Source organism: Neobacillus sp. 204 (assembly GCF_046562815.1).
Taxonomy (GTDB): domain Bacteria; phylum Bacillota; class Bacilli; order Bacillales; family Cytobacillaceae; genus Neobacillus.
In genome coordinates, this window is record NZ_JBJORY010000002.1 from 267,873 (window position 1) to 281,307 (window position 13,435).

Consider the following 13,435-nt stretch of genomic DNA (forward strand, 5'->3'; position numbering starts at 1 on the left):
TTCTTAACTCGCTTAGTTGTAAATCGTTACACAGTTTCTCCTAGTGTTTTTAGAATGAGTGAGTGCTTGATTTGCCTCTAGAATCAATTTCCCTTTCTCTTTCCCCTTAGAAAACTGTGAGATCCCAAAGCTGCAAGTGATCTTACCGATATTTTGAAAATGAAACTCTTCGATAATCGAACGGATAGATTCGGCTAATTCCTGTGCCCCAGCTCCATCAGTTCCAGGGGTGAGTAGTATGAATTCTTCTCCTCCCCAGCGGGCAAAAATATCAGATTCTCGAATCCGTTGCTGCACAATAATAGAAATGGTAGAAAGGACTTTATCGCCTGCCAGTGGTCCAAACCGTTCATTCACACTTTTAAAGAAATCAATATCCATTAATATCATCGAAAAAGGCTGGTTTAATCGTTCGGCACGTCTCATTTCTACTTCCAAGATCGCATTTATTTCCAATTGGTTTATACTGTGCGTTAAAGAATCCATCAGGACTAATGGTCTGTTCTGCCTGCGCTCATCCTCTGATTGAGTGATATCCTTACATACACATATATACTGGTTCGAACTCGGTATGGCCTCGGTCTTTAGAAGAAAAATAACATCTCTGCTATTGGTGTCTTTCCAGTGTACATGTAAAGAGGCTTCCCCCGTTTCTTTCATTTCCTCAAACCATTTGCTTTTGTCGATGGGATAAAAATAATTAGCATCTTCAACAAAATAATTAGAAAGGTATTGACACTTATGTAGATGTGTCTGGGCCTTACTAATTCCAGTAAAGTGACTAAAGGCTTGATTGAATTCAATTATTTCATCGTTTTCAATAACAAAGATAAGGTGGTCCTGAAAGTCCAATAGGGCCCTTGTTAACTTCTTTTGTTTGGAAAACTCTTTTTCAAGGTGCACTTGATAGACTGATTTTTGAATGGATTGGAATAGCTGATTTAAGTCGATGGGTTTTAAAATAAAATGGGTCACATGATTAGCGATGGACTGAATCATGTATTCATAATGATCAAAAGTTGTTGTTACAATCACTTGAACTTGGTCGTTTAATGCGCGGATTTTGTTGATCATTTCTATCCCGCTCACTTGGTTCATTTTGAGATCACAGATAATAATCTCCGGTTGATAACGTTGGTATAGATCAAATCCAACTACACCGTCGATTGCCCCATAAACATTGGCAAACCGACGATTTAGAACGCGCAAAAGCTTTTCTCTTGTAAACTTTTCCTCTTCAACATATAAAATTTTCACATCTTGGGATTGGAAATTTAGGTATTGCTGAAGATTCGTCGCCATTTGGAATCACCTCATTTCTTTCAGAATGATATGATAAAACCGACCATCCACATGTTTTCTAGGCCGGTTACTATTGCTTTTATATGATTTTATCTAAATTATATTGACTCCATACATTGCTTTCAACGGATTAACAAATGGTTTGAAAATTCTCCATATTTTTGTAATAAATTTGACTCTATTTGTCCTTACTTTTGACAGAATCAAAAAAGCAGAGACATGTGTAAAGGAATGATAGTGCTTTTTCTAGATTACATGGTAAAATAGAAGGACCGGATCTTTTTGTAGAAGGAGAATTTGTTAATGGTTCAAATTATTTTAGTATTAATTCTGGCATATGTACTTGGTTCGATCCCATCTGGTTTAATTATCGGAAAGGTTTTTTATAAAACAGACATCCGTGAACATGGGAGTGGAAATCTAGGAGGTACCAATACATTTAGGACTTTGGGCGTAAAAGCGGGATTAGCCGTTACCCTTGCAGACATCCTGAAAGGGACCTTAGCTGCTGCCTTGCCTCATCTCTTCCAAGTGGATATGAATCCATTATTAGCGGGTATTTTTGCGGTGATTGGGCATACCTATCCAATCTTCGCCGGGTTTCGCGGGGGGAAAGCGGTTGCCACATCAGGTGGTGTTGTATTGTTTTATGCGCCGTTTATGTTTATTACCGTATTAATTTTCTTTTTTATTAGTTTATACATATCAAAATATGTTTCCTTATCTTCGATGATCGCAGGAATTACAGCAGTGATGTTTGCGATTGTTTCTGGAATGATTCGTGAATGGGACATCCCGTTACTCATCGTCGTACTTCTAATGGCTACGTTTGTTATCTACCGGCATCGAGCAAACATTAAGCGAATTATTAATAAAACAGAACCGAAAATCAAATGGTTGTAGGAACAAAAAGAACCGATTATTTCGGTTCTTATTTTTTTGACTTTAATGGTTTTAGACAAGGAATAGTTTTATAATTATACAAAAATATAATATAGTATAATTATCAGTCTAAAATTAAGGAGAATCCATGAAAAGGCAAGCGATTATACCTTCCGTAGTAATTATTATTGTTTGTATTGCTTTAGCTTCCTTCCTATTAATCCAGCAATGGCAAAATTCTCAAGAGGATGATCAGAAAGTTTACAAGATGAAAAATCATCAAACTCGTTCATCATTGATGATCAATCGGGAGATGACAGAAAAAATAACCATTGGAGCGATCGGGGATATCCTTATTCATGACAATGTGTATCAAGATGCCTTTAATGGTGCTACCTATGAATTTGACCCAATGTTTAAGAACGTGAAACCATTATTAGAGAAACCAGACATTTTAACGGCTAATCAAGAAAGTACGATTGGCGGAACAAAACTCGGTATTTCTAGTTATCCGCGGTTCAATAGTCCATACGAGGTGGCGGATGCTCTTGTCCATACAGGTGTTGATATAGTCTCCACAGCCAATAATCATACGTTAGATAAAGGCGAAAAAGGGATTAAGTCGGAAGCCCATTATTTAGAGAGTATTGGTTTACCACACGTCGGAAGCTTCCTTAACGAAAAGGATCGCCAAAATTTGCGAATTTTAAATAAAAATGGGATAAAGATTGCTTTTCTCTCCTATACCTACGGAACAAATGGAATCCCGGTTCCAAACGGTAAAGATTTTCTGGTTAACCTAATTAATCGTGAAACCATGCGTGAAGAGATTCATCGTGCCAAAAAAGAAGCCGATGTCATTGTCATGAGTATTCATTGGGGGAATGAGTACAAACGAATTCCTACCAAAGAACAAAAGGATCTGGCCCAATTTCTCGCAAATGAAGGTGTCGACCTTATCTTTGGTTCCCACCCTCATGTACTTCAACCCATGGAATGGATTAAAACAACTGATGGTAGAAAAACGTTTGTGATCTATTCTTTAGGAAATTTTATATCTTCACAACATAATGATTATAAAGACATTGGCGGGTTAGCTACCATTGATATAACAAAACATGTTTCTGATAAAGGAAACACGATTTCATTATCAAACCCGAATTTTTATCCAACTTATATCTCTAGTAAACACAATCATACCTTCCGTGTGATTCCATTAGAAAAGGCTGGATCATTTGGTCTTCGTAATGCAAAAGGAAAATATAAAGAAATTCAAAATCATATGCTGCAATGGCTCCGTTGATACGGGGCCTTTTTACTAACAATTAAGGTAAGATGACAGGAGAATGTGGGATGGAACGGATAAATCAAAAAGGTATTTGGTTATCTGGGTATTTATTAATTATGTTGTTTCTTTTTACTAGAGGATTTTATTCCCCTTTTTTTGTGGTTTTAATTACGTTATTACTATTAATGCTTTTTTTGAAAGAAGCGGAGCGCCTCTTTGCTTGGATGATTATTTCCTTCTTTCTTGGAAATCTCCTGCTTGGTTATATGGATCACTTTATAGAAGGTTTTCATCTGTCGGCCTTCTCGCTTATCATGTTGAGCCAATTATTATGGTTGGTACCGATCTTGATGATGGGCTATGTGATCAAGCAGTTTAATCAGGAGAGTATTCCCTATTTTCACCAACCAATTTTCACTATGGACATTCACCTCCCTTTTAGGATTGTTTTTTCCTTTAAGAGATTTCTCCTTATTTGTGGCCTCCTTGCTTTAATAGCTTTGATTAGCACATTTTTATTCCAAAAAGAAGAAATACAGTGGCGTCTATTCCTATTGATTTTGCTGTTCTCTATGATAAATGCGTTGCTTGAAGAGGTTGTGTGGCGTGGGATGCTCCTTGCAAAACTGATAATGATTACTAATCAACCGATAGGGATTATTGTAACAAGTATCGCTTTCGGTATTAATACAACGATGTTTGGCTTTTCATCTGTTATATGTATAACTTATATTTTTCTAGGATTAGTTTTAGGATTTTTGACGGTTGAATCAAGAAGTATATTTCCTGCGATGATTGTTCATACCTTGGTAACAACCCTATTATTTATGAACGGGTCAATGCCCCTCCCTGTGTAGGATTAAAAAAGCACACTTAAAGATGGCTACTCTTCAAGCGTGCTTTTTTTATTTTTCCAAATATGTTCTAACAATTCTTCTTTATGTAAAATTTCTCTTTGACGCTCTCCAAGTAAATCATAATGTGAATAGCCATCCTTACGAACATGAATCCATTCTTTTTTTAATCCATGCTTTTGTCCCCAGGCAGCTAATTTTTCAAGGTTATTACAGCCAACCTTTGTTACCGTATTGCATCCTGGAAAGCGGTCATCCAGCCAGTAATGGGTTAAGAAAGCTAACTCTCCATGGTCAATTTTTCTCTTCCACTCGATGACTTCCTGTCGTTTGATTCCAAAAGCCACTTTTAGTCACCTCATTTCGACAGAATTATTACCTAAACATGTGTTTGGAAAATCACTATTTTTTCTTTATTTCTTCATATTTTAAAAACCATTCAGGGAAGGCTTTTTTGAATGATGTCGGTCTAAAATTCTCCTTTTTCACGATAATGTGGGTTGTCTTCCCTTCAGCACATACCTCATCATCGCCATTTACAACCTTATAGCCATAAACTGTTTTGATTCCATCATTTAATTCCACCCATGTTCTTACAAAACCTCTATCACCATAGCGCAATGGTTTTTTGTAAGTCACTTGAACGTCATAAACGGGCGCAAAATAACCTGACTCTTCCATGGCAAGATAACTATAGCCAAGATCCTCAATAAAACCAGTTCTGCCAAGTTCAAAAAACTTAAGATAATTAGCATGGTAAATGACACCCATCATATCTGTATCAGCATAATAAAGCTGAATTTCTCTCGTCGAAATAAAAAAGTTTTCCACTGGCCTCCACCCTCTCAGGTAATAAATTTACATTTTACTAATGGCTTTTAGTACATCCTCTACTTCTAGGAGCAGAGACTTTTCAAAAAGGTCTTCATCTTCTTCCGCTTCCATTAACCTTGAGGCCTGTGCTTGTATCATTTCATCGACCATGTTTGTTGCAAAACGACCATTCCCTTTAAAGGATTCGTCATTCATTTTACTTAATAACATCAGTTTAGCATCATCTGATAATCGGTATTGAAAACTTTCAGCATAGACTCCCATGATTTCAAACAGTTCTTCGGATGAATAGTCAGGAAATAAGAAAAATTTCTTAAATCTTGAGCGAAGACCTGGATTGCTTTCTAATAACAAGTCCATTTCATCTGGGTACCCAGCCAGAACTACCACCAAATTCTCATTATGCTTCGTCATTTCATCGACAAGCGTATCGATTACTTCTTTCCCAAAATCCCCTGAGGTTGAACTGAAAAGTGAATAGGCTTCATCAATAAATAAGACGCCTCCAAGTGCTTCTCTAATCTTTTTTTTCGTTTTTCCTGCTGTTTGACCTACATATCCGGCCACAAAATCGGCTCTGCTTGCGACAATGAGGTGACCTCTTTTTAAAATGCCACATTCCTTCAAAAGCTCCGCATAAATCTTAGCTACGGTTGTTTTTCCTGTTCCAGGGTTTCCAGTGAATACAGCATGTAATTGAATCGGCACTGGCGACAGACCTTTTTTCATCCGGTATTGCTGCATTTTAACAAATGAGACAAGTGACCGCATCTCCACCTTTAATGCTTCCAAACCAATTAGCCGGTCTAATTTTTCATAAGGGGATTCTTTACTTTCCTCTTTGTCGATAAGGAAATCTTCTTTATTCAGTAACATATATTCAAGGATATTTTCTTCCGTGACTTCCTTATTGGAGCCCTTCTTGAAAATGGCGTCGATCACGATATTACGGACAGTTCTTGCATTTCCAAATGTATCATCTACCCGTTCACGGTCGAGACGATGATTAATTTCGATTTTAGCATCGTCACTTAGGAAATAATCATTATCTGCCGCTATTTGATCAGCAATACTTATTAACTCTTCATTTGAATAATTAGGCAAATGAATGAGATTGGACTGAGGAAAGCGACTGCGTAAACCGGGATTAGCATCTAAAAAGGTACGCATTTCTTCGGGATAGCCTGCCATAATCACCGCAAATTTCCCCCCATACTCATTACCGGTCATCAGTGAAACTAACGTATCAATTGCTGTCTGACCATAATCATTTCCGGTTTGTCCTTCGCGCTTCAAACTATAAGCTTCATCAATAAATAGCACACCCCCGATCGAGCGTTCAACAATTTTGCGGACGTTTTCTTCTGTCTGACCCACAAACGAGCCGACAAGTTGGGAGCGATCCGTCTCGATAACTTCTTCTCGGGGCAGAACACCTAATTCATGATAAATTTTCGCTAGTAACCGGGCAAGGGTTGTTTTTCCAGTCCCAGGATTTCCAGTTAAAATCATATTCAGGCTCAGATCGTCCTTAATTTGAAAGCCTAAATCCTTCCGCTGTTTTTGGTACTTGAGAAACCGGTAAAAGTCATTGACCCGTTTTTTGACAAACTCCATCCCAATCATTTCGTTAAGTTGATCTAAAGCATTGATTCGCTCGGTAACAGCTTGACCTTCCTCTTCATAAAATAACTTTTGCCACGTCTCTTTGATTTCCTCTAAATTAGATAAATGCACTTTTAAATCATCATAATAGGTGGATGTATGGAAAACACCTGTAATCGATTGGTCATACTCCTCTACTGCCTTTAACAGTCTTCCGGTTTCGTCAATTGCAGATGAGAACAACTCATAAAGGTGATTATACTTTTGAAAAATATCCTGCTTACTCATCGTGACTGACAGGTCTCTTTTCGCTGCTAAATCAGTTTGAATTTCATCTGCATTATTTAAAAAGTTTTGACATACTTCTATGTATTGTTCCGCTGTTTTCTTTTTTGCTGTTCGATTATCTGTTTCTCTCATGGAAGGAAACGTAAGCGGTAAGAGTAACCCCTTCATCTTTTTCCAATCAGATTCCATCATATATTCTTTAGCTGCTTGATTATTTGGGTATAAATGAAGAGCTCTTTCCAGCCATACCACTGCCATTTTATCTTGTTTGTTTCGTCCTAATCGAGAAAGAGCAGCCACGGTTAGCAGTTTTGATAAGGTGACAGGATTGGATTCATCAGTCAAAGCAGAAATTAATGCACTCTCATTGGAAATAGTTCCGTTTTGATGTAATTCCTGTTCCCATTGCTTTAGTTTCTCATCATTATTTATGTGCTTGTTGACAAGTTGTCTCAAGGATTATCACTTCTTCTTCAAAATTTCCTTTCTATCTTACCATAACCGTGTCTCCATACCTAAATAAAAGACCTGTCCAAAATGAACAGGTCTACACATGATTTTAGCTTTGTTGGTTATTTGCTTCATCCTTAATTTCTGAACGGAAAGAATCAATGCTTTCTCGACGGCGTTCGTTCTTCGCCTCAATTTGCTGGCGTTGTTGTTCGCTGTCTGTTAATGCGATTGATTCCTCAGCTGCTTCAATATTATTTTCAGTATTTTGAATCATTGCTTGAAGCTTTTCTACGTTATCACTGCGGTCATCTGGGTTCGGTTTGGTATTATAGGCCATTGTATTTCCTCCTATGGTGTAATTGGTACAAATATAGTTTGTTACGGACTTCAAAATTTAAACTAGAAAAATTTTTTGAAGACAAAAAAGACTCACAGGCTTTTCGCCTATTGAGTCTTGATCATCCATTTCTATTCACCTTTTGTTTGCATTACTTGTGCATGCTCGCCTGATGTATCATTCATTTTTTTACCCTTATTCCCACTAAATCCTCGTGGCTGGGTCCCGACGTGGTCTGGTTGAAAACGTTTCGTTTGATATTTTTTACCCATGTGATGATCCCTCCTTATTAACATTTTGTCCATCAAGGAGGAAATCATTTATGGAAAACATTTCGTTTACTCTGCTTTACCGAGACGTTTTTCTTCTAGGCGCTGTTCAATTTTTTCCATCGCAGCACGGTCTTTTAAAAGTTGCGATTTATTTTCAGAAACTAGCTCTGCAAAAGAGCGTTTTCTAGGTTTTCTCATCGGTATCACCGTCCTTATTTCCTATTCTAACAGTTATTATGCCCGGGAACGGTTGCAATTATTACAACTTTTTGAAAATTTTAAAGAAAAGCAAAAGCGCATGAAAAAAAAGACATTGGAATGATCCAATGTCTTTGTCTATTTTAGTTTGTTTGTAAAATCTTTCATATCATCAAGCTTCATTTCCCCGATATATTTATTCTGAATGATCCCTTTGCTATCAATAAAATAAGTAGTAGGAATAGAAAGTACTTGATAAGTTTCGTTTACTGTATCCTCGGCATCAAGTAGGATTGGAAAGGTAATTTTATTCTTATCTACAAAACCTTGGACATCTAATTGTGGATCAATGTTAACCGCTAAAATAACAATATCCTTTGGCATCTGTTTTGAAAATTGCTCCATTGCCGGCATTTCTGCCTTACATGGGGGACACCAGGTTGCCCAAAAATTAAGCATTACTTTTTTTCCTTTTAAATTAGACAGTTTTATCTTTTCACCGGTAAGGGTTTTTAATTCAAAATCAGGGGCTTTTGCTCCAACAGCGAGACCTTCTTTACTGGCTGTGTTTTGACTTGACGTTTCGGGAGTTTCTGGTTTCTTATCCATAGCTTGAACAATTGCAACTGTAAGTAAGGAAACTAGTAGTACGGCAGCAATTACTTTTTTTATCATTCCCGAATCCTCCTTTACTTCTTAATTTGCTATATCGATTTTACACTATAATCTTAGGTAAAACCAAACACGGTTATGCCGAAACTGTGACAATTTGCATAAACAAAAGGGTTAAAGATGATTTTTCAATTCTGAGTAGCAGTCTGCTTTCCATTTCTAGGCTTGATAGAGTTTTACTAGTTCTTCTTGGTAATTCCCTTTTATTATACCCTTTTCAGTGATGATTGCGGTAACAAGCTCATTTGGTGTGACATCAAACGCAGGGTTAAACACTTTCACACCTTCTGGAGCTGTTCTTTTTCCAAAGCCCTCTGTAATTTCTGCCGCGTCTCTTTCCTCAATGGGGATATCAGTCCCAGTCTTTGTATCTAAATCAATCGTGGAGATCGGGGCTGCTACGTAAAATGGAATATTATGGGCTTTTGCTAATAATGCTACTCCATAGGTCCCTATTTTGTTGGCAACGTCGCCATTTGCTGCGACACGATCGCATCCGACAATCACAGCTTGAACCCAGCCTTTTTGCATGACCATGGCTGCCATATTATCCGTAATGAGGGTGACATCTATTCCAGCTTGCATCAGTTCCCAAGCGGTTAATCGGGCTCCTTGCAAGAGCGGTCTTGTTTCATCAGCAAAGACTTTGATATCCCAGCCCTTTTCTTTGGCCAAATAAAGTGGAGCTAGGGCTGTTCCATATCTTGCCGTAGCAATCCCACCCGCATTGCAATGAGTTAGAATTCCCATCCCATCCTTCAATAGGTTCAATGCTTGTTCTCCGATGGTCCGGCATACTTCTTCATCCTCATTGCGAATGTTATGCGCCTCATTTTCAAGTGCTTCTTTGATTAGATACACCGGTAAATCTTTCTCCTTAAGTGCGCGTTCCTTCATTCGTTTCAATGCCCAAAACAAGTTGACTGCGGTAGGGCGTGATGTTGCTAAATAATCGGATTGTTTTATTACATGTGCATAAAAATCCTCAAAAGAATTTTCTGGGGCATCCTTAATTCCAAGCACCAAGCCGTATGCTGCTGCAATTCCAATCGAGGGTGCTCCGCGAACTTTTAACTGCTTTATGGCGTCCCAAGCATCTTCAATTTTTGTGGTTTCAAGAAAGTCTGTTATGTTCGGGATTTTGGTTTGATCAAGTATTTTTAGAACACCGTTTTCATATGAAACAGATTGTAAGTATGTGTTTTCCAAGTAAAAACATCCCTTCAACTTTTAAGTAAACCATTATTTAAGTTTTAGTATCATTCTTTCAACTTCATCAAATGTAATTTTAACAATATCCAAGGCAGATGCAATACTTTCATTTTTTTTAATTCTCACTCTAGAAATTAACTAAATTGTGAGAAAATTTGTTAAAATAGAAGCATGAATGGAGGGGGATCGTTTGAAGATTCTTGTTTTAGGCGGAAGTCGCTTTTTAGGAAGAACATTTGTCGAAGAGGCTTTAAAAAGAAATCATGAAGTGACTATTTTTAATCGAGGAATTCAAAGTCCAGGAATGAAGGATATTGAAATTCTATATGGAAATCGATTTGGAGATTTGAAAGCGCTTCAAAACCGTAACTGGGACGCTGTTTTGGATACAAGCGGGTTCATCCCTTATACAGTCCAGAACACAACTAATTTATTAAAGGACCGAGTTAACCATTATACATTCATCTCTAGTATTTCTGTGTATCAAGACTGGGTTGAGGAGAATTTGGATGAAAATTATCCTGTATTGAAAATGTCACTTGAGGAAGCCAATAAACTCTCTATTGATGCTGACGGCCCGATCTATAATTATTACGGACATTTTAAGGGATTATGTGAGCAAATCGCTGAGGAAAATATGCCAGGGCGCGTGTTAAATGTACGGGCCGGTCAATTAATGGGTCCCAATGATTATACGGACCGTGTCCCCTATTGGGTCAATCGAATCGCAAAAGGTGGAAAAGTTTTGGTGCCCGGAAATCCTAATCGCCGAGTTCAGGTTATTGACAATAAAGACCTTGCTAATTGGATCCTTGATATGGAAGAGAAAAATTCCTCTGGAACCTTTAATGCGACGGGTCCTGATTATCCATTAACCATAAAAGAGTTTGTCGATACATGTGTAAAAGTGACTAATTCAAATGCCGAAGTGGTCTGGGCGGAGGAAAAATTTCTTCTAGATCAAAAAGTTGCCCCATGGACGGAAATGCCGCTATGGATTCCTGAGAATTCTCCGTTATCACCTGAGTCTAGTGAGCCATGGAAAGGTGCATTTTCCATCAATGTGGATAAAGCTATTGAAAGTGGACTGTCATTTCGGCCGCTTAAAGAAAGTATCACTGATATTTATGAATGGGAGAAGACTCGCCAGTTGACTGAGGATGAGTGGAAAGCAGGAATGCATGCGGACAAAGAGAAAGAGCTATTAGATTTATTAAAAATTGAAAAGTGAGTTGCTAAACTGTCCTCAATAGCGAATATTGAGGACAGTTTATTTTTCAACCAATTCCCGTACTAAATGTATTAGCCCTTAAGTGTTCGTTTTTCTTTAAGAAGGTCATTAAATTCTTTGTCTAACTCGGAATATCTTGGGTCCTTTTGATCCATGAAGGATAACTCACCTAAAATCGACGCAATCTTGTTTTCGATTAGTAATAATGTTTCTTTTAAGGTATCCTCCCTGTTCTTATTTACATCTTGATTTAAATACTCTTCAGGTTGCATCTCAAGCCGTTTTATTTGCTGGTTTTCATATACAAGCAGCCGGTCACAAAGTTTATTTAGAAAGTAATAGTCATGGGAAACGGTAATAATCGTACCGGTAAACTCTGCTAACGTATTTTCAAGCTGCTCTCTGCTAGGCAAATCAAGATGGTTGGTTGGTTCATCCAGGATGAGAACATCATATTCCTTCATTAACATCTCGACGAGCTTAACTCGCGTTCGTTCCCCTAAACTCAACGTCCGAATTGGTTTTGTAAGAAACGCTTCCTTTAGGCCTAAATTAGCAAGAAGGGTTCTTGCTTTTAAATCATTCTCTCGATCAGTGAATCCCAGTGCCTCAATAGCCGTTTTTTCGGAAGGTAAATCGTCCACATCTTGACTTAAATAGGCGATTTTGATCGAGTCGCTTCTCCACAAATCCCCATTAGAATGGCTTTCTTGATCTAATATCATTCTTATTAGTGTCGTTTTGCCGCAGCCATTTTCACCAAAAAGACCGATTCGTTCTCCGTGATTAATGTAGAAGCTGGAATTTTGAAAAAGCGTTCTATCGGCGTAGGTTTTCGTTAAATTCCTAGCTTCGATAATTCGTTTGCCTCTCTTCCCTGCTGAGTCAAACTCAAACCTTATGTGAACTTCATCTAAAGGTTTTTCCAGCTTATTTTTCTCTAATTCATTTTGCAGTCGTTTCATTTTTGACTTCACTTGATTGTCTGTTTTTTTAGCCTTTACCCGATGATATTCCTTAATCCCATTTTGTCTTTTGCTTGGTCCTTTCCCCTTTTTTGTAGATTCTCGATGGGCTTTTTCGGACCACGATTTTAATTGGGTAATTTGTGTTTCCACTTCTTTTATTTTTTGCTGTTGAACACTGTATTGGTGCCTCATATTTTCAACTCTCTGTTGTTTCTCTTTACGATAGTCACTGTAGTTTCCATTGTAAAAATGAATCATGCTATTTTCTAATTCAAAAACTCGAGTAACCGTTTGATCTAAGAAATGACGATCATGCGAAATGATTAAAACTGGGCCCTGGAACTTCTTTAATTCTGAAACCAGCCACTCAATCCCTTTGTAATCTAAATGGTTTGTCGGTTCATCAAGAATTAAGAAGTCAGGTTTTGAAGCCCAAACCATGGCTAATGCCAGTTTTAACTTTTCCCCGCCGCTTAAATGGCCTAAACGATCTTCTTCCCAGTTATAAACCTTTGTAAGGCCTAATGAGCTAGCATGCTCGAGCAAATGATTATCTCCAGTTACTGATAACGACTGCTGGAAGTCACTTACTTGGTAATCAATGGATTGGGAGAGATAGCCGATTGTTAAATTACCTGATTTTTCAATGATGCCTTTATCAGGTGTTATTTTTCCGAATAGGATATTGGCCAATGTGGTTTTCCCTGTTCCGTTATAACCGACAAGTCCAATTCGTTCCCCGCTCTTTATATCGAAATGGATATTATCCAATACCTTCCTTAATTGAAAACTTTTTTCTAAACCGATTGCTTTTAAAACGGTCATTTGATTTGTATGCATAAAAAAAACTCCCTTCACTTGAACCTGAAGAGAGATTTATGTCATAGCTATATCGTTTTAATGACACAACAAATAGACCTGTACAAAGGTTTTGTTGTATAAGCATCTCTACGATTAGGACATAAAAAAGGACAGATTAATCCTATTCTTCAGGTTCAACATTTTTCGTTATTCGAATCATGTCTGAAAAATAAGATTA

At 37.6% G+C, this 13,435-nt stretch carries 14 protein-coding genes; 4 read left to right on the plus strand and 10 right to left on the minus strand.

The window, feature by feature from the left end:
* Nucleotides 1–12: 12 nt before the first annotated feature.
* Complete coding sequence (locus tag ACJ004_RS05330; protein WP_410891591.1) at nt 13–1,302, minus strand: diguanylate cyclase; 1,290 nt, start codon at nt 1,300–1,302, stop codon at nt 13–15.
* A gap of 303 nt (nt 1,303–1,605) precedes the next feature.
* On the opposite strand from ACJ004_RS05330, the gene plsY reads away from it, so the two are divergent.
* The 3 genes from plsY (at nt 1,606) to ACJ004_RS05345 (ending at nt 4,329) form a co-directional block, all read left to right on the plus strand.
* On the plus strand, nt 1,606–2,205 hold the full coding sequence (gene plsY, locus ACJ004_RS05335; RefSeq protein ID WP_410891593.1) for a glycerol-3-phosphate 1-O-acyltransferase PlsY: 600 nt from the start codon (nt 1,606–1,608) through the stop codon (nt 2,203–2,205).
* 127 nt (nt 2,206–2,332) lie between these two features.
* On the plus strand, nt 2,333–3,487 hold the full coding sequence (locus tag ACJ004_RS05340; protein WP_410891594.1) for a CapA family protein: 1,155 nt from the start codon (nt 2,333–2,335) through the stop codon (nt 3,485–3,487).
* A gap of 50 nt (nt 3,488–3,537) precedes the next feature.
* Nucleotides 3,538–4,329 carry a CPBP family intramembrane glutamic endopeptidase gene (locus ACJ004_RS05345; protein WP_410891595.1) on the plus strand — a complete coding sequence of 264 codons (792 nt, stop codon included), beginning with the start codon at nt 3,538–3,540 and terminating at the stop codon, nt 4,327–4,329.
* A 26-nt stretch (nt 4,330–4,355) separates the two neighbouring features.
* On the opposite strand, the gene ACJ004_RS05350 is transcribed toward ACJ004_RS05345, so the two are convergent.
* From ACJ004_RS05350 to mtnA, 8 genes are all read right to left on the minus strand, one after another.
* Entirely contained in the window at nt 4,356–4,673 is a 318-nt protein-coding gene (locus ACJ004_RS05350) for a hypothetical protein (RefSeq protein WP_410891596.1), read from the minus strand.
* A 55-nt stretch (nt 4,674–4,728) separates the two neighbouring features.
* A complete protein-coding gene (locus ACJ004_RS05355) occupies nt 4,729–5,157 on the minus strand; it encodes an acyl-CoA thioesterase (RefSeq protein WP_410891597.1) in 429 nt (142 codons plus the stop codon).
* A gap of 27 nt (nt 5,158–5,184) precedes the next feature.
* The gene (locus ACJ004_RS05360; RefSeq protein WP_410891598.1) at nt 5,185–7,509 is read right to left on the minus strand and encodes an AAA family ATPase; all 2,325 of its coding nucleotides are present in this window, start codon (nt 7,507–7,509) and stop codon (nt 5,185–5,187) included.
* A gap of 103 nt (nt 7,510–7,612) precedes the next feature.
* Nucleotides 7,613–7,843 (minus strand): small acid-soluble spore protein Tlp, encoded by a 231-nt coding sequence (gene tlp, locus ACJ004_RS05365; RefSeq protein WP_410891600.1) that lies wholly within the window; start codon nt 7,841–7,843, stop codon nt 7,613–7,615.
* A gap of 131 nt (nt 7,844–7,974) precedes the next feature.
* Entirely contained in the window at nt 7,975–8,115 is a 141-nt protein-coding gene (locus ACJ004_RS05370; RefSeq protein ID WP_410891602.1) for an acid-soluble spore protein N, read from the minus strand.
* 66 nt (nt 8,116–8,181) lie between these two features.
* Nucleotides 8,182–8,313: an FbpB family small basic protein gene (locus ACJ004_RS05375; protein ID WP_007087036.1), complete on the minus strand. Its 132-nt coding sequence runs from the start codon at nt 8,311–8,313 to the stop codon at nt 8,182–8,184.
* Between the two features lie 138 nt (nt 8,314–8,451).
* The gene (locus tag ACJ004_RS05380; RefSeq protein ID WP_410891604.1) at nt 8,452–8,988 is read right to left on the minus strand and encodes a redoxin domain-containing protein; all 537 of its coding nucleotides are present in this window, start codon (nt 8,986–8,988) and stop codon (nt 8,452–8,454) included.
* Between the two features lie 156 nt (nt 8,989–9,144).
* Nucleotides 9,145–10,194, minus strand: coding sequence for an S-methyl-5-thioribose-1-phosphate isomerase (gene mtnA, locus ACJ004_RS05385; protein WP_410891606.1), 1,050 nt, complete (start codon nt 10,192–10,194; stop codon nt 9,145–9,147).
* Between the two features lie 193 nt (nt 10,195–10,387).
* On the opposite strand from mtnA, the gene ACJ004_RS05390 reads away from it, so the two are divergent.
* Nucleotides 10,388–11,428 carry an NAD-dependent epimerase/dehydratase family protein gene (locus ACJ004_RS05390; protein WP_410891608.1) on the plus strand — a complete coding sequence of 347 codons (1,041 nt, stop codon included), beginning with the start codon at nt 10,388–10,390 and terminating at the stop codon, nt 11,426–11,428.
* 71 nt (nt 11,429–11,499) lie between these two features.
* On the opposite strand, the gene abc-f is transcribed toward ACJ004_RS05390, so the two are convergent.
* The gene (gene abc-f, locus ACJ004_RS05395; RefSeq protein ID WP_410891610.1) at nt 11,500–13,236 is read right to left on the minus strand and encodes a ribosomal protection-like ABC-F family protein; all 1,737 of its coding nucleotides are present in this window, start codon (nt 13,234–13,236) and stop codon (nt 11,500–11,502) included.
* Between the last annotated feature and the right edge of the window lie 199 nt (nt 13,237–13,435).